General features: G+C 64.0%; 17 protein-coding genes. 14 read left to right on the top strand and 3 right to left on the bottom strand.

The features are described from left to right. Nucleotides 1-175 precede the first annotated feature (175 nt). The 6 genes from P2869_RS12900 (at nt 176) to P2869_RS12875 (ending at nt 6,604) form a co-directional block, all read left to right on the top strand. Nucleotides 176-1,210, top strand: a complete 1,035-nt coding sequence (locus P2869_RS12900) for a methionine ABC transporter ATP-binding protein (protein ID WP_017774596.1) — start codon at nt 176-178, stop codon at nt 1,208-1,210. Next, complete coding sequence (locus tag P2869_RS12895) at nt 1,200-1,853, top strand: methionine ABC transporter permease (RefSeq protein ID WP_026121722.1); 654 nt, start codon at nt 1,200-1,202, stop codon at nt 1,851-1,853. The genes P2869_RS12900 and P2869_RS12895 overlap by 11 nt, the downstream gene beginning before the upstream one ends. Nucleotides 1,854-1,958: 105 nt before the next feature. Then, nucleotides 1,959-2,756 carry a MetQ/NlpA family ABC transporter substrate-binding protein gene (locus tag P2869_RS12890; protein WP_126876672.1) on the top strand — a complete coding sequence of 266 codons (798 nt, stop codon included), beginning with the start codon at nt 1,959-1,961 and terminating at the stop codon, nt 2,754-2,756. A 257-nt stretch (nt 2,757-3,013) separates the two neighbouring features. Then, complete coding sequence (locus P2869_RS12885) at nt 3,014-3,763, top strand: electron transfer flavoprotein subunit beta/FixA family protein (protein ID WP_114810210.1); 750 nt, start codon at nt 3,014-3,016, stop codon at nt 3,761-3,763. Nucleotides 3,764-3,777: 14 nt separating this feature from the next. Then, the gene (locus P2869_RS12880) at nt 3,778-4,713 is read left to right on the top strand and encodes an FAD-binding protein (RefSeq protein WP_277596694.1); all 936 of its coding nucleotides are present in this window, start codon (nt 3,778-3,780) and stop codon (nt 4,711-4,713) included. A gap of 100 nt (nt 4,714-4,813) precedes the next feature. Next, nucleotides 4,814-6,604: an acyl-CoA dehydrogenase gene (locus P2869_RS12875; protein WP_199540336.1), complete on the top strand. Its 1,791-nt coding sequence runs from the start codon at nt 4,814-4,816 to the stop codon at nt 6,602-6,604. A 136-nt stretch (nt 6,605-6,740) separates the two neighbouring features. Here the strand turns inward: P2869_RS12875 and P2869_RS12870 are convergent, their stop codons facing one another. After that, a complete protein-coding gene (locus P2869_RS12870) occupies nt 6,741-8,027 on the bottom strand; it encodes a D-amino acid dehydrogenase (RefSeq protein ID WP_277596693.1) in 1,287 nt (428 codons plus the stop codon). Nucleotides 8,028-8,168: 141 nt separating this feature from the next. Here P2869_RS12870 and P2869_RS12865 point away from each other — a divergent pair, with 141 nt between their 5' ends. After that, nucleotides 8,169-8,657, top strand: coding sequence for an Lrp/AsnC ligand binding domain-containing protein (locus P2869_RS12865; protein ID WP_017774603.1), 489 nt, complete (start codon nt 8,169-8,171; stop codon nt 8,655-8,657). 113 nt (nt 8,658-8,770) lie between these two features. Further along, nucleotides 8,771-9,910, top strand: a complete 1,140-nt coding sequence (locus P2869_RS12860) for a PA0069 family radical SAM protein (RefSeq protein ID WP_277596692.1) — start codon at nt 8,771-8,773, stop codon at nt 9,908-9,910. A 44-nt stretch (nt 9,911-9,954) separates the two neighbouring features. Here P2869_RS12860 and P2869_RS12855 read toward each other — a convergent pair whose 3' ends face one another. Next, nucleotides 9,955-10,419, bottom strand: coding sequence for an NINE protein (locus tag P2869_RS12855; RefSeq protein ID WP_277596691.1), 465 nt, complete (start codon nt 10,417-10,419; stop codon nt 9,955-9,957). Between the two features lie 391 nt (nt 10,420-10,810). Between P2869_RS12855 and rpsP the strand changes: the two genes are divergently transcribed. The 6 genes from rpsP to P2869_RS12825 all read left to right on the top strand — a co-directional run bounded on the left by rpsP (nt 10,811) and on the right by P2869_RS12825 (nt 15,217). Next, nucleotides 10,811-11,074, top strand: coding sequence for a 30S ribosomal protein S16 (gene rpsP / locus P2869_RS12850; RefSeq protein WP_017774606.1), 264 nt, complete (start codon nt 10,811-10,813; stop codon nt 11,072-11,074). A 149-nt stretch (nt 11,075-11,223) separates the two neighbouring features. Further along, nucleotides 11,224-11,967: a ribosome maturation factor RimM gene (rimM, locus tag P2869_RS12845; RefSeq protein ID WP_277596690.1), complete on the top strand. Its 744-nt coding sequence runs from the start codon at nt 11,224-11,226 to the stop codon at nt 11,965-11,967. A gap of 26 nt (nt 11,968-11,993) precedes the next feature. Then, nucleotides 11,994-12,821, top strand: a complete 828-nt coding sequence (trmD, locus tag P2869_RS12840; RefSeq protein WP_126876666.1) for a tRNA (guanosine(37)-N1)-methyltransferase TrmD — start codon at nt 11,994-11,996, stop codon at nt 12,819-12,821. Nucleotides 12,822-12,914: 93 nt separating this feature from the next. Then, nucleotides 12,915-13,301 (top strand): 50S ribosomal protein L19, encoded by a 387-nt coding sequence (gene rplS, locus P2869_RS12835; RefSeq protein WP_017774609.1) that lies wholly within the window; start codon nt 12,915-12,917, stop codon nt 13,299-13,301. A 149-nt stretch (nt 13,302-13,450) separates the two neighbouring features. Further along, on the top strand, nt 13,451-14,134 hold the full coding sequence (locus P2869_RS12830) for a CoA pyrophosphatase (protein WP_017774610.1): 684 nt from the start codon (nt 13,451-13,453) through the stop codon (nt 14,132-14,134). Nucleotides 14,135-14,281: 147 nt separating this feature from the next. Then, nucleotides 14,282-15,217 (top strand): CobD/CbiB family protein, encoded by a 936-nt coding sequence (locus P2869_RS12825; RefSeq protein ID WP_017774611.1) that lies wholly within the window; start codon nt 14,282-14,284, stop codon nt 15,215-15,217. A 62-nt stretch (nt 15,218-15,279) separates the two neighbouring features. Here the strand turns inward: P2869_RS12825 and P2869_RS12820 are convergent, their stop codons facing one another. Beyond that, nucleotides 15,280-15,600 (bottom strand): DUF2007 domain-containing protein, encoded by a 321-nt coding sequence (locus P2869_RS12820; protein WP_017774612.1) that lies wholly within the window; start codon nt 15,598-15,600, stop codon nt 15,280-15,282. Nucleotides 15,601-15,617 lie beyond the last annotated feature (17 nt).

The following is a 15,617-nucleotide window of genomic DNA, read 5'->3' as shown; positions in this document are numbered from 1 at the left end:
GTCGGTGGCGTGCCGCTCTAATTCCCTCGCGTTATGAAAGGATCGAAATTGATTATTAAAGAGAATTTCGCGGCCAGGTTAAAATCGCGGCCCACACACCAATAAAACAGCGGCGGCCATTGCCGGCGTGCATCGGCCCAAGGCCTGCCCGGCAGTACCGCCGTTTCGTTTTTTCATGATCGAACTACGCAATGTGTCGCAGCGCTTCGCGGGGCCCCGAGGCTGGGTCGAAGCGCTCCACAACATCAACCTCACGATTCCCCCAGGCGAAGTGTTCGGCATCATCGGCCGCAGCGGCGCCGGCAAGAGCACGCTGGTACGCACCATCAATCTGCTGACGCGGCCTACCGAAGGCGAGATCGTCGTGAACGGACGGGCGCTCACGTCGTTGCCGGCTGCTGAGTTGCGTGCTGCGCGTCGCGAGATCGGCATGATTTTCCAGCACTTCAACCTGCTGTCGTCGCGCACCGTCTACGAAAACGTTGCGCTGCCGCTCGAGCTTGCGGGCATGAAGCGCGCAGAGATTGAAGAAGCGGTGTTGCCGCTGCTCGAACTGGTTGGCCTGACCGCGCAGAAAGACCGCTACCCGGCGCAGATCAGCGGCGGGCAGAAGCAGCGCGTCGGCATTGCGCGCGCCCTTGCCAGCAAACCGAAGGTGCTGCTTTCCGACGAAGCTACGTCGGCACTCGACCCCGAAACCACGCGCGCCATTCTCGATCTGCTGCGCAAGATCAATCGCGAACTCGGGCTCACCGTCGTGTTGATCACGCATCAGATGGAGGTCATCAAGCAGGTGTGCGATCGCGTCGCCGTGCTCGATGCGGGCAAGGTGGTGGAAGAAGGTCGCGTGATCGACGTGTTCCTGCAGCCGCATCACGAAGTCACGCGCGCGCTGCTGGGCGACGTGATTGCCCAGGAGTTGCCGCCCGCGCTCAAGGCGCGCGTGGCCGAGCGTCTGAAGACGGGCAACGGACATCTGCTGCGCCTCGCCTTCACGGGCTCGGGCGTGGACCAGCCGGTGCTCTCGGAAACCATTCGCCGCTACGAACTGGACTTCAACATTCTGCACGGCCAGATCGACGAGATTCAGGGCCAGGCGTTCGGGTCGCTCGCGGTGCTTGCGAGCGGCGAGGCGGTGAAGGTCGCGCAGGCCATCGCGTGGCTGCGCGAGCAGGGTGTCGTCGTGGAGGAGCTCTCGTATGTTGAGTGAAATGCTCGATATGTTCGTGCAGTCGTTCTGGGAGACGCTCGTGATGGTCGGCATCTCGGGCTTGATCGGCGCCCTCGTGGGGCTGCCGCTCGGCGTGCTGCTCCATCTCACCGACCGTCAAGGCGTGCTGCAGAACCTCGCCGTGAACCGCGCGATGGGTATGCTCGTGAACGCTGTGCGTTCGACGCCGTTCATCATCCTGCTCGTCGCAGTGATTCCGTTCACGCGCCTCGTGGTGGGTTCATCGATCGGCACGGCCGCGGCCGTCGTGCCGCTCACGATTGCCGCTGCACCGTTCATTGCGCGACTCGTCGAGACGGCGCTGCGCGAAGTGGATCGCGGCCTGATCGAAGCCGCTCAGGCGATGGGCGCCACGACGCGCCAGATCGTCTTCAAGGTGCTGCTGCCCGAAGCGCTGCCAGGCATCGTGGCCGGGCTCACCATTACGTTCGTCTCGCTCGTCGGCTATTCGGCGATGGCGGGTGCGATCGGCGGTGGCGGACTGGGCGATCTGGGCATCCGCTATGGCTATCAGCGCTTCGAGCCCGAAGTGATGGTCGCAGTGGTCGTGATTCTGATCGTCTTTGTTCAGCTCGTGCAGTCGTTCGGCGACTGGCTCGTGCGGCGCCTGGGTCATCGCTGAATCGATGCAAGGCCCGTGGCGTTCGCGACGCGGGCCATGCGTCAGTGCGTCAATAAACAACACACGAAACAACACACGAAACAACACACGTTTGGGGATTGAGTTATGCAACGTCGCTTCGTATTGAAACTGGCCGCCGTGCTCGGTGCGGCTACGCTGTTTGCCTCGGGCGCCGCGCGCGCCGATGAAACCATCAAGGTGGGCGTGACGGGCGGGCCGCACGCGCAATTGATGGACGTCGTGAAGACTGTGGCCGCGCGTAACGGGCTCAACATCAAGATCGTCGAGTTCTCGGACTACGTGCAGCCGAACGCGGCGCTGGCAGGCGGCGACCTCGACGCGAACAGCTATCAGCACGAGCCGTATCTGCAGGCGCAGGTGAAGGACCGCGGCTACAAGATCATCAAGATCGCGGATACGGTGACGTTCCCGATGGGCATCTACTCGAAGCGCGTGAAGTCGCTGGCGGCGCTGCCCGTGGGCGCGAAGATCGCCGTGCCGAACGACCCGACCAACGGCGGCCGCGCGCTCCTGCTGCTGCAAAAGCAGGGCCTCATCAAGCTGCGCGCCGACGCGGGACTGAAGGCCACGCCGATCGATATCGTCGACAACCCGAAGAAGCTGAAGATCGTGGAACTGGACGCCGCGCAGATTCCGCGCTCGCTGGGCGATGTGGACGCGGCCGCCATCAACACGAATTTCGCGATGGAAGCCGGGCTTAAGCCCAGGCAGGACGCCATTGCCATCGAAGATCCGAACGGCCCGTACGTAAACATCATCGCGATTCGTGAGGCTGACCGTAACAAGCCGTGGGTGGCGAAGCTCGTGGCGGCGTACCACTCGCCGGAAGTGAAGCAGTACATCGAAACGAAGTTCGGCGGCGCGGTGGTGGCGGGCTGGTAATAGGCTGCGCAAAAACGGCTCAAGCAATATGGACGGCCGGTCCCGCGAGGCCGGCAGCAAAATTAGAGGCGCCGGTCGGAGCCCGGGCTTGGCGCCTGGGTTTTTTCAAGGCTAAAATCGCACGACCGTTCGCTATTTCCGACGCCCAGCCCAAGGGCGGTATTGTTGATCGAAACGGCCTGCGGCGCCGCAGTGCGCAAGGGGCTATCGCTATAATGTCCCGCAGGTTGACGTATTCGTAACTTTGGAGCGTGTGCATGAAAATCCTGGTGCCAGTCAAGAGAGTGGTCGACTACAACGTGAAGGTCCGCGTGAAGACGGACGGCACGGGCGTCGACATTGCAAACGTGAAGATGTCGATGAACCCGTTCGACGAAATCGCCGTCGAGGAAGCTGTGCGCCTGAAGGAAGCGGGCGTGGCGACCGAGGTGATCGCGGTGTCGGCGGGCGTGGCGCAGGCGCAGGAAACGCTGCGCACGGCGCTGGCCATCGGCGCGGACCGGGCCATCCTGATCGAATCGAACGAAGACCTGCAGCCGCTCGCCGTGGCGAAGCTGCTCAAGGCGCTCGTGGACAAGGAACAGCCGCAGCTGGTCATCCTGGGCAAGCAGGCCATCGACGACGACTCCAACCAGACCGGCCAGATGCTTGCCGCACTCGCGAACCTGCCGCAGGCGACGTTCGCCTCGAAGGTGACGGTTGCAGACGGTAAGGCCACGGTGATGCGCGAAGTGGACGGCGGTGCCGAAACGCTCTCACTGAAGCTGCCCGCCGTGGTCACGACCGACCTGCGCCTGAACGAGCCGCGCTACGTGACGCTGCCCAACATCATGAAGGCGAAGAAGAAGCCGCTCGAAACCATCAAGCCCGAGGATCTCGGCGTGGATGTGACGCCGCGCCTGAAGACGCTGAAGGTTGCCGAGCCGCCGAAGCGCTCGGCCGGCGTGAAGGTGCCGGACGTGAAGACGCTGGTGGAGAAGCTGAAGACCGAAGCGAAGGTGCTGTAAGGGAGCGACGACAAATGACGATTCTGGTAATTGCGGAACACGACAACGCGACCGTGAAGGGCGCGACGCTGAACACGGTGGCGGCTGCGACGAAGATCGGTGGCGACGTGCACGTGCTGGTAGCCGGCCACAATGCGCAGGGCGCGGCCGAAGCCGCAGCGAAGATTGCGGGCGTATCGAAGGTGCTGCTCGCCGATGCGCCGCAGTTGGAAGCGGGCCTCGCGGAAAACGTCGAGGCGACGGTACTGAACATCGCGAAGGACTACTCGCACATCCTCGCGCCGGCTACGGCGGCGGGCAAGAACGTGACGCCGCGCATCGCGGCGAAGCTCGACGTGGCGCAGATCAGCGACATCACGGCCGTGGTCGGTGCCGACACGTTCGAGCGCCCGATCTACGCGGGCAACGCGATCGCAACGGTGCAGTCGGCGGACCCGATCAAGGTCATCACGGTGCGCACCACAGGCTTCGACGCCGTGGCGGCCGAAGGCGGCAGCGCGTCCATCGAGAAGATCGAGGCCGCGCCGGACGCCGGCATCTCGCAGTTCGTGAGCCGCGAAGTGACGAAGCTTGACCGTCCCGAGCTGACGAGCGCGAACATCATCGTCTCGGGTGGCCGGGGTCTCGGCAGCGGCGAGAACTACACGAAGGTGCTGGAGCCGCTCGCCGACAAGCTGGGTGCAGCGCTGGGCGCCTCGCGCGCGGCGGTGGACGCGGGCTATGTGCCCAACGACTACCAGGTGGGCCAGACGGGCAAGATCGTGGCGCCGCAGCTGTACGTGGCGGTGGGCATCTCGGGTGCGATCCAGCATCTGGCCGGCATGAAGGACTCGAAGGTGATTGTCGCGATCAACAAGGACCCCGAAGCACCGATCTTCAGCGTGGCCGACTACGGCCTCGTCGGCGATCTGTTTGCGCTCGTGCCCGAACTCGTCGGCGAACTCGGCTAAGCGCGGTACCCGCGCCTCGCAGAAGGCTATCGGCACACGAAGGGGGCGCGCACGGCGCCCCCTTTTTTATTGATATCAGGCAGTAGAGGAGACTGACTCAATGAGCTACACCGCCCCCGTCAAAGACATGCTGTTCGTGATGAACGAGCTTGCCGGCATCGATCAGGTCGCAAGCCTGCCCGGCTTCGAAGACGCTACGCCGGAGACGGCCCAGGCCGTACTGGAAGAGGCCGCGAAGCTGTGCGGCGACGTCATCGCGCCGCTCAACGTGGAAGGCGATCGCAACCCCAGCAGCTGGCACAACGGCGAAGTGAAGGCGACGCCCGGTTTCGCCGACGCTTTCCGGCAGTTCGCCGAAGGCGGCTGGCAAGGCGTCCAGCATCCTACCGATTACGACGGTCAGGGCCTGCCGAAGCTGATCGCCACTGCGTGTATCGAAATGCTCAATGCCGCGAACCTGTCGTTCGCGCTGTGCCCGCTGCTTACCGACGGCGCCATCGAAGCCCTGCTGACCGCAGGCACGGAGGAGCAGAAGCAGCGCTACGTGCCGAAGCTGATCTCCGGCGAATGGACCGGCACCATGAACCTCACCGAGCCGCAAGCCGGCTCCGATCTCGCGCTCGTGCGCACGCGTGCCGAGCCGCAGGGCGACGGCACGTACCGCATCTTCGGCACGAAGATCTTTATCACGTGGGGCGAGCACGACATGGCGGGCAACATCGTGCATCTCGTGCTCGCGCGCACGCCTGGCGCGCCGGAAGGCGTGAAGGGTATTTCGCTCTTTACCGTGCCGAAGTTCCTCGTCAACGACGACGGTTCGCTCGGCGCGCGCAACGACGTGCATTGCGTGTCGATCGAACACAAGCTGGGCATCAAGGCGAGCCCGACGGCGGTGCTGCAGTTCGGCGATCACGGCGGCGCGATCGGTCAGCTCGTGGGCGAAGAAAATCGCGGCCTCGAGTACATGTTCATCATGATGAACGCGGCCCGCTTCGCGGTCGGCATGCAGGGCGTGGCGGTGTCCGACCGCGCCTACCAGAAGGCGCTTGCCTATGCGAAGGAGCGTGTGCAGAGCCGGCCCGTGGACGGATCGGCGAAGCAGGCCGTCACGATCATCCACCACCCGGACGTGCGCCGCATGCTGGCCACGATGCGCGCGCTTACGGAAGCGTCGCGCTCGCTTGCCTACGTGGCGGCCGCGCACTGCGATATCGCGCATCGCCACGCGGACGCCGCGACGCGCGAGCGGCATCATGCGATCTACGAGTTCCTCGTGCCCGTGGTGAAGGGCTGGAGTACGGAGCTTTCGCTCGAAGTGACGAGCCTCGGCGTGCAGGTGCACGGCGGCATGGGCTTCATCGAGGAAACGGGCGCGGCGCAGTACTACCGTGACGCCCGCATCCTGACGATCTACGAAGGCACCACGGCGATTCAGGCAAACGACCTCATCGGCCGCAAGACGGTTCGCGACGGCGGTGCGGTGGCGAAGGCCCTGATCGCGGAGATCGGGCAGACCGTCGAAGCGCTAGGCGCGCACGAAGGCGCGGCATTCGGTGCCATGCGCACGCAGTTGGCGCAAGGTCAGCGTGCGCTGCAGTCGGTTGTGGAGTATGTCGTTGCCAACGCGAAGGGCGATCCGAACGCGGTGTTCGCGGGCAGCGTGCCGTATCTGAAGCTGGCCGGCATCGTCCTGGGCGGCTGGCAGATGGCGCGTGCCATGCTGGCCGCGGCCAGCAAGCGCGCGGAGGACCCGGCGTTCTACGAAGCGAAGATCGCCACGGCACAGTTCTTCGCGCAGCACGTGCTGCCTCAGGCTGGCGCGTTGGAGGTGTCGATCGTCAGCGCGAAAGGTGGCGAAGGCGTGTTTGCACTTGCCGAGGATCAGTTCTGACACTGATGGGCCGGACGCCCTGCGAGAAGCGGGGCGCCTTGCGCGCGGAACGCGTTCCATAAGACAGAAGGCGCCCAATGTGGGCGCCTTTTTTTTGCTTCTGCGAGCTTCTCGTGTGCGGCTCGCGCCAGTCGAATCAGGCGTATGCAGGACGCCCCGTGCCGCCCGTTTCGCCGAGGTAGCGATGGACGGAGAGGTCGTCGGCGCGAATGGCGGGTTGCTTGCCCGACATCAGGTCTGCGAGCAATTGGCCCGAGCCGCACGACATCGTCCAGCCCAACGTACCGTGTCCTGTGTTGAGGAACAGATTGGGCATCGGCGTGCGGCCCACCACCGGCGTGCCGTCCGGCGTCATCGGGCGCAGGCCGGTCCAGAAGGTGGCGTTCGAGGTGTCGCCGCCGCCCGGGAACAGGTCGTTCACGCACATTTCGAGCGTCTCGCGACGCGCGTCGCGCAGACGCTTGTCGAAACCGACGATCTCGGCCATGCCACCCACGCGGATGCGGTCGTCGAAGCGCGTGATGGCGATCTTGTACGTTTCGTCGAGCACCGTCGAAACCGGCGCAGCCTTGGCATCGACAATCGGTGCCGTGATCGAGTAGCCCTTGAGCGGATACACGGGAATCTTCACGATGCCCGACAGCAGCTTCGTCGAGTACGAGCCGAGAGCGACGACGAAGGCGTCGGCACGCACGAGTTCGCTGCCGCACTGCACGCCGGCAACGCGCCCACCCGCAACGGCAAGGCCATCGATGGCCGTGTTGTAGCGAAAACGTACGCCGAGTTCGCCGGCAAGCGCGGCAAGGCGCGTGGTGAACAACTGGCAGTCGCCGGTTTCGTCGCCGGGCAGACGCAGGCCGCCCGTGAGCTTGTGCGACACGCCGGCGAGCGCCGGCTCGGCACGCCACAGCTCTTCGGGCGTGAGCAACTCGTAGGGCACGTTCGCGTCTTTCAGCACGGTGATGTCTTTCGCGGCGCCCTCGAGTTGCTGCTGCGTGCGGAACACCTGCAGCGTGCCGCCTTGACGGCCTTCGTACTCGATGCCGGTTTCCGCGCGCAGCGCTTGAAGGCAATCGCGGCTGTATTCGGCAAGGCGAACCATGCGGCCTTTGTTGACGGCGTAACGCCCGGCCGTGCAGTTCTGCAGCATTTGCCACATCCACTGCAGCTGGAAGCGCGTGCCGTCGAGCCGGATGGCGAGCGGCGCATGCTTCTGGAACATCCACTTCACGGCCTTGAGTGGCACGCCGGGAGCGGCCCAGGGCGAGGCATAACCCGGCGAGATCTGGCCTGCGTTCGCGAAACTCGTGTCGAGCGCAGGGCCGGTTTCGCGGTCGATCACCGTGACCTCATGACCGGCGCGCGCCAGATAATAGGCGCTCGTCACGCCGACGACGCCACTGCCCAGAACGACGATTCGCATAGCTGCTCCATCCAGAAAGGGAAACTGGTCTGCGCGTCCGAAAAACCATGAAATATCGCGTGTGTCCAGTATTTACGGCTATGCTATTGGTGTTGAGGTAGGTTTTGTTATTGTATTTTTCCGTTTTTCAGTAGAAAAACCATGCGCACGCAACGTCAGCCCGTCCGGACCCTCGATCGCATCGATCACCGCATCCTGAAACTGCTCCAGCAGGACGGTCGCATGGCGATGAAAGACCTCGCCGAGCAGGTCGGTCTCTCGGTCACCCCGTGCACGGAGCGGGTGAAGCGCATGGAGCGCGACGGCATCATTACTGGCTACTACGCGCGGGTGAATCCCGGCATGTTGGGCGCGGCGCTGCTCGTGTTCGTGGAAATCACGCTCGATCACAAGAGCGGCAACATGTTCGAGCAGTTTCGCCGGGAGGTGCAGAAGATTCCTGAGGTGCTGGAGTGCCACCTCGTGTCGGGCGACTTCGACTACCTCATCAAGGCACGCATCGGCGAGATGGCGGACTACCGCAAGCTGCTCGGCGACATCCTGCTGCAGCTGCCCGGGGCGGTTCAGTCGAAGAGCTACGTGGTGATGGAAGAGATCAAGGAAACGCTGACGATCGCTGTGGGCGATTGACTGAACTGCGGCTCGAAGAACGGCTCGACAAACGGCCGAAGTACTGTATATTTATACAGTACTTCGGCCGTTGCCTCGTATGCGCGGTCGCTTTCCGTTTGTCGTGTGCCGCCGTGAACGATCCCGACGCTGAATATTCCGAGTATCCCGTTGCCCCGCCCGCCCCACACAAGGGGCGCGGCGCCGTAACGAACCTGCAGGGCCGCTACGAAGTCGACCAGCGCGAAGCGTTCGACGACGGCTGGACGCACCTCGACTCCCCGGAGGGCGACGTGCCGCCCCCGCTGCGCACGCAGGTGTTCGAGGAGCGCGCGAAGAGCATCCTTACGCGCAACCAGTCGCCGGATATTCCGTTCAGCATTTCGCTGAACCCGTACCGCGGCTGCGAGCACGGCTGTATCTACTGTTTCGCGCGGCCCACGCATGCCTATCTGGGCCTGTCGCCGGGCCTGGATTTCGAAAGTCGCATCTATGCGAAGGTCAACGCGCCGGAACTGCTGGCACGAGAGATTTCGAAGAAGTCCTATGTGCCGGAACCGATTGCGCTCGGCGTCAACACGGACGCATGGCAGCCCGTGGAGCGTGATCTGCGGCTCACGCGTCGCGTGATCGAGGTGCTGCACGATCGTCATCATCCGTTCGCCGCCATCACGAAGTCGTCGCTGATCGAGCGCGACCTCGACCTGCTGGCGCCGATGGCGGAACGCGGCCAGGTGATGGCTGCCATCACCATCACCACGCTCGATGCAGGCATTGCGCGCACGCTGGAGCCTCGCGCGGCGTCGCCCGCCCGGCGCCTGCGCACCATTCGTACGCTCGCTCAGGCGGGCGTGCCGGTGGGCGTGAGCATTGCGCCGGTGATCCCGTTTGTAACGGAGCCCGACATGGAGCGTATTCTCGAAGCGTGTACGGAGGCCGGCGCGACGAGCGCGAGTTACATCGTGCTGCGGCTGCCATGGGAAGTCGCGCCGCTATTCAAGGACTGGCTGGCAGCCCATTTTCCGGACCGCGCGGACCGCGTCATGAGCCGCGTGCGCGACATGCGAGGCGGCAAAGACTACGACGCCTCATTCGCACGCCGAATGAAAGGCGAGGGGCCGTGGGCCGATCTGCTGAAACAGCGCTTCGGGAAGGCCGTGCGACGGCTCGGTCTCAACGAGCGGCGGCGTGGCATTCTCGACATTTCGCAGTTTCGCCGCGAACCGGTCGTGTTGCGGCGTGCGGCGGATGACCCGCAACTCGATCTGTTCTAGGCGGGCTGCCGGCTTGTGCGGCGTCGCGTCTCTTGCCGGTCCGATTACTGCGATAGCGACTTCGCCGCTTCGACCTGCGACTCGAAATAGGTCTGGAACGAGAGCGCAAGTCCCGTCATCAGCAGGAAGGCGCCAATCAGCAGCGAAAAGATGACGATGAAGATGACCGTCCAACCCGAGCGACTGCGACGGCCGGCCTGCGCGTTGAACTGCGCGTCCCACTTCTCGTCGGGGCGTAACCCGTAGACGATGGCGGCGAGAAACGCGGCCAGCAGCGACACTGCGCCGGGTAGCGCGAGCGACCATCCGAGGGCAGATTCGCGCTGGGTGGCGACGAGCAGCAAAAAGCCAGGAATGCCGATCACGGTGCCGAGCAGATGTGCCCATCCCCAGGCATCGCGCGGGCCGTATAGATAGAAGCGATGTGCTCCGATGCTGCCGAAGAAAAAGGCGAGAGCAGCGGTGAGCGTTTTGGAACGAAAGCGCGATGAATTCGAAACGGTGGACATGGGAACGAGTGATGGTGGAGAGCGCCGCCGCTGCCTGTAGTGCCTGCGTAACGCTGCTCGGGATTCCGGCCGAGCCGAATTCTACGCCGACGGGGCGGCGTAAGGCAGGTGGGACAGTCGGCGAATGCGTCACGGCGAGAGTGACCGGGATGGGCTGGTTGCGGCGCCCGAATACGGTCGGCAGGGGTGCGGGCATAGGTACGGAATAGGCCCGCGGGCAAAGGCACGTCGGGTGGCAAGCCGCTTTGTGCCACCTTCGCGCAGCCGGGCCTGCATTGCCGTCACAGCCCGATTTGCAAGGTTCTCCGTTAAGTGTTTGTTATGGCGTTGGTTTCAGGCTATAATCGCCGGTTTCAGTGGTCCCGAACCCCCGGTTTTCAAGGATTCAAGTATGGTCATCATCCGTCTGGCTCGCGGCGGCTCGAAGAAGCGCCCGTTCTACAACATCGTTGCAACCGATTCGCGTAACCGTCGCGACGGCCGCTTCATCGAACGCGTCGGCTTCTACAACCCGGTCGCGACGAAGGGCGAAGCGCTGCGCATTGCGCAAGATCGCGTGACGTACTGGCAAGGCGTGGGCGCCCAGCTGTCGCCGGCCGTGGAGCGTCTCGTGAAGCAGGCGCAGAAGGCGCAGGCAGCAGCTCCGGCTGCGTAATCTGCTTGCATGAGCCGCGTGCATGAGCTTGTCCGGCTCCGCAGGGTCCGCGCTTGTGGGTGTGCATTCCCGGTTGCGTCGCGCAAACTCTGCGATGCCTGGCGGGTCGAGTGTGCCCCGGCAATTGAAACTGGCTGCGAGGTTCGCTGATGTCCGCACGTGATTCCGAACGATCGGGACGCGCTGGACCGGTGGAGCGCAGCCAGCGTCGCGTTCAGCCGCCGGCTTCCGGCGAAGGCGTCGCACCGTTCGGTGCATTCGTGCGCAAACCCGGCCGCAGCCGTGAAGCAACACGCGGCGAGTCGCAGGGCGCAGCAGAGGCGCCGGGCATGCGGCTTGAGTCGGAACAAAGCTGGCCGGTCGACGCGGTGGAAGTCGGCGCGATCGTCGATGCCTACGGTCTGAAAGGCTGGGTCAAAGTAGCGGCGCACGCGCAGGCCGGTCGCGGCGGCGATGCCCTGCTGGCTGCGAAGCGCTGGTGGCTCGAGAAGGGCCGCGAGCGCAAGTCGGTGCCGGTCGTGCTCGCCAAAACGCACGGCGACGCAGTGGTGGCGCAATTGGGTGGCACGGACGACCGCGATGCGGCACTCGCGCTGCGTGGTCACCGCGTGTACGTGAGCCGCACCGAGTTTCCCGCGCTCGAAGCCGACGAGTTTTACTGGGTCGATCTGCTCGGCCTCGAAGTTGTCAACGAAGGCGGCGAAGTGCTCGGCAAAGTGGCGAGCATGATCGACAACGGCGCCCACTCGGTGCTGCAGGTCGAGTATCCCTCCACCGGGAAAGACGGCAAGCCAGTAACCGGCGAGCGGCTGATTCCGTTCGTCGGCGTCTATGTGAAGTCGGTGGACCAGGCGGCGAAGCGGATTGTCGTCGACTGGCAAGCCGACTATTGAACACGATTCGCTGAACGGAGAGAGCGATGCAGTTCGATGTCGTGACGCTCTTTCCTGAGATGTTCCGTGCGCTGACCGATTGGGGCATTACCAGTCGGGCCGCGAAGCAGCAGCGCTACGGGTTGCGTACGTGGAATCCACGCGATTTCACCACCGACAACTACCGCACGATTGACGACCGCCCCTACGGGGGCGGGCCCGGCATGGTAATGCTCGCCAGGCCGCTCGAAGACGCGATTGGCGCGGCGAAAGCGGCTCAGGCGCAACAGGGCATTACCGGTGCGAAGGTCGTGCTGATGTCGCCGCAAGGCGCAACGCTTACGCATGAACGCGTGATGCAGTTCGCACAGCAGCCCGGCCTCGTATTGCTGTGCGGGCGGTATGAAGCCATCGACCAGCGCCTTGTCGACCGTTGTGTCGACGAAGAAGTGAGCCTCGGCGACTTCGTGCTGTCAGGCGGCGAGCTGCCGGCCATGGCGCTGATGGATGCGGTGGTGCGACAACTGCCGGGCGTGCTCAACGATGCGCAGTCGGCGGTGCAGGACAGCTTCGTGGACGGACTGCTCGATTGTCCCCATTACACGCGCCCTGAGGAATACGACGGCATGCGCGTGCCGGATGTGCTGCTTGGCGGGCATCATGCGGAAATCGAGCAGTGGCGCCGCCGCGAGGCATTGCGCAACACACTCTACAAGCGGCCCGATCTGATCGAGAAGGCCAGGAAGAACAAGATGTTGAGCCGCGCCGACGAGGCATGGCTCGCAAGTCTCGCGAAGGAAGCGCGGAAGGCATCGTCTTCGGCGGCCACTAGCGAGGCGAAAGGCGGCGCCGCTCCATGCGTGGACGGTGCCTGATGTGAACCCATCCTCTATCGGGGCCGTGGTGCCGGAATGCTGCTCAAGCCGGTACGGGCACGAACGCCGACAAGATGGCTTACGGAGTCAGTGATGAACCTCATCGGAAAACTCGAGCAGGAAGAAATCGAGCGCGTGCTCGCAGGCAAGACCATTCCCGAATTCGCCCCCGGCGACACGGTGGTGGTGAACGTGAACGTCGTGGAAGGCAACCGCAAGCGCGTTCAGGCATACGAAGGCGTCGTGATCGCGAAGCGTAATCGCGGTCTGAACTCGTCGTTCATCGTGCGCAAGATCTCGTCGGGCGAAGGCGTCGAACGGACGTTCCAGACGTACTCGCCGCTGCTCGCCAGCATCGTCGTGAAGCGTCGCGGCGATGTGCGTCGTGCGAAGCTGTACTACCTGCGCGAGCGTTCGGGCAAGGCTGCCCGGATCAAGGAAAAGCTGGTGTCGAAAGACCGCGCAGCTGCCGCAGAGTAAAAGCTGTAAGAAAAAGCACCCTTCCCGGGTGCTTTTTTGTTTGCCAGGTCAAAATAGCGATATGTGCAGATGTCCGCGCGACATCGCTATGTTCGCTGTCCGGCGGTAGCGCCCTGCCACGCACGCCGGTGCCCGTTCCGGGAGACCCGTTGATCCGTCCTGTATTCGAGCCTGAAAACCTGCCGGTCGAGTCGACCGGCACGGACCTGCCGCCTGTGCCGTCTGCCCGTTTGACGCCGGACGGCTTGCGCGCGCGCTTCGAGCAACGCCTGCTGTGGTCGCCTGAGCCGTTCGAGCCGCGTCTCACGGAAGACGTCGACCCACGCGACGCAGCTGTGCTCGTACCGCTCGTAGTGCGAGAGGAGGGGCTGACGGTGCTGCTCACCCAACGTGCCGATCACCTCAACGATCACGCTGGCCAGATCAGTTTTCCCGGCGGACGCCGGGAACCGGAAGACGCGGACGCCTTCGCCACCGCGCTGCGCGAGGCGAACGAGGAAGTGGGCCTCGATTCCGGGCGCGTGGAAGTGCTGGGCGCCTTGCCGGACTACATCACGGGCACCGGCTTTCTGGTGGCGCCCGTGGTGGGTCTCGTGCATCCGCCCTTCACGGTGTCAGCCGACACGCTCGAAGTGGCGGACATCTTCGAAGTGCCGCTCAGCTTCCTGATGAATCCGAGGCACCATGAGGTGCGCGTGTTCCGCTGGGAAGGCGGCGAGCGACGCTTCTTCTCCATGCCGTATCCGCGCGGCGGCAGCACCGGTGGTCATTACTTCATCTGGGGTGCGACGGCCGGCATGTTGCGCAATTTCTATCGCTTTCTTGCGGCATGAAACGCCATGCCGACTGGAATGTGGCTCGTGCACATCACGCCGTTGTTGTTTCGATGTTGCGCCGCGGCTCGCGCGCATTCAGGCCCATCTGACCCTGTGCTATCGTTATAAAAGAATTCCAAACTTCCGAATCGCACGGCGCGTCGCATGACTTTTTTCTCCGTATTGCTGGCCCTCATCATCGAACAGGTGCGCGCGCTGTCGCCGACCAATCCGGTGTCCGCGCTGCTTCAATTCCACGCCGAGTCCGCGGCGCAAGGGTTCGACGCCGGCAAGAAAAAGCATGGGTTGCTCGCGTGGCTTGCGGTGGTGTTGCCGTGGACACTCGCGGTCGCGCTCGTCTATTACGTGTTGTATCGCATCAGCTTTGTGCTGGCGTTCCTGTGGAACGTCGTCATCGTCTATTTCACGCTCGGCTTCCGGCAGTTCAGCCACTATTTCACGGACATTCATCTCGCTCTGAATAGCGACGACGTGCCGCGCGCCCGCGAAATTCTCAATGAATGGACTGGCATGGACACCGTCGACATGCCGGTCGGCGAAATCGTGCGCCACACACTCATTCATGCGGTTGTGGCGTCGCATCGGCACGTGTTCGGCGTGTTCTTCTGGTTCCTCGTGCCGATCGGACCCGCCGGCGCGGTGTTGTACCGGATTGCGGAATATCTCGCCCGCACATGGTCGCGGCCCGCCGACGATCGCACCGCGGCATTTTCCAGCTTCGCGCAGACCGCGTTCTTTCTGATCGACTGGGTGCCCACACGGCTCACGTCGCTGGGTTTTGCGATTGTCGGCAACTTCGAAGACGCGATTTACGCCTGGCGCAATCATGCGCACACGTGGCCGGACACCAACGAGGGGGTATTGCTCGCCGCGGGCAGCGGTGCATTGGGCGCGCGTCTCTCCGGGCCGCTTGCCGAACCGTCGAGTCTCGATGCCCTGGCCACGGGCGACGGCGGTCCGCTGCAGGTTGGCGACGATTGCACGCCGCGTACGCTGCAATCCGCAGTTGGACTGGTGTGGCGTGCGGTGATCCTGTGGATGCTGCTGCTCCTCATGCTCACCATCGCGATGTGGTTCTAACCCACCCGCGCTCGTAGATCCGCTTCAGCCTCTCCTTTCCGTTTCAGCGCCCCTGGTTTCAGTCAGTCCAGCGGATTGCGCGCCGTCCCGCATTGCCAGCACACGGTGAATTGCGCTTCCAGCGTTTCGCCGCATTGGCGGCAGCGCCACGGCGCCGCGTCCTTCGGCGGTCCGCTCATCGCGGCGGCGAGCAGCTTGCGCGCCACCGCCTCGTCGCGTTCGTCAACGAGCCACAGTTCCGGCGCACATTGTTCCGCCGGAATCTCGCCCATCGCGCCACTCAGATAGCGGTTGTGCATCTCGCACGCAATCCCGGCTGTCTCGAGTACGTTCAGCCAGTGCTGTGCGGTCAGCAGGTTCGGCGCGCTCGTGAGCTTGAGCATAGCGGTGGGCGGGCTGC

The organism is Paraburkholderia sp. SUR17, assembly GCF_029536165.1.
GTDB lineage: Bacteria > Pseudomonadota > Gammaproteobacteria > Burkholderiales > Burkholderiaceae > Paraburkholderia > Paraburkholderia kururiensis.
Note: the sequence above shows the minus strand (reverse complement) of the source record. Positions and strands in the feature narration are given on the sequence as shown.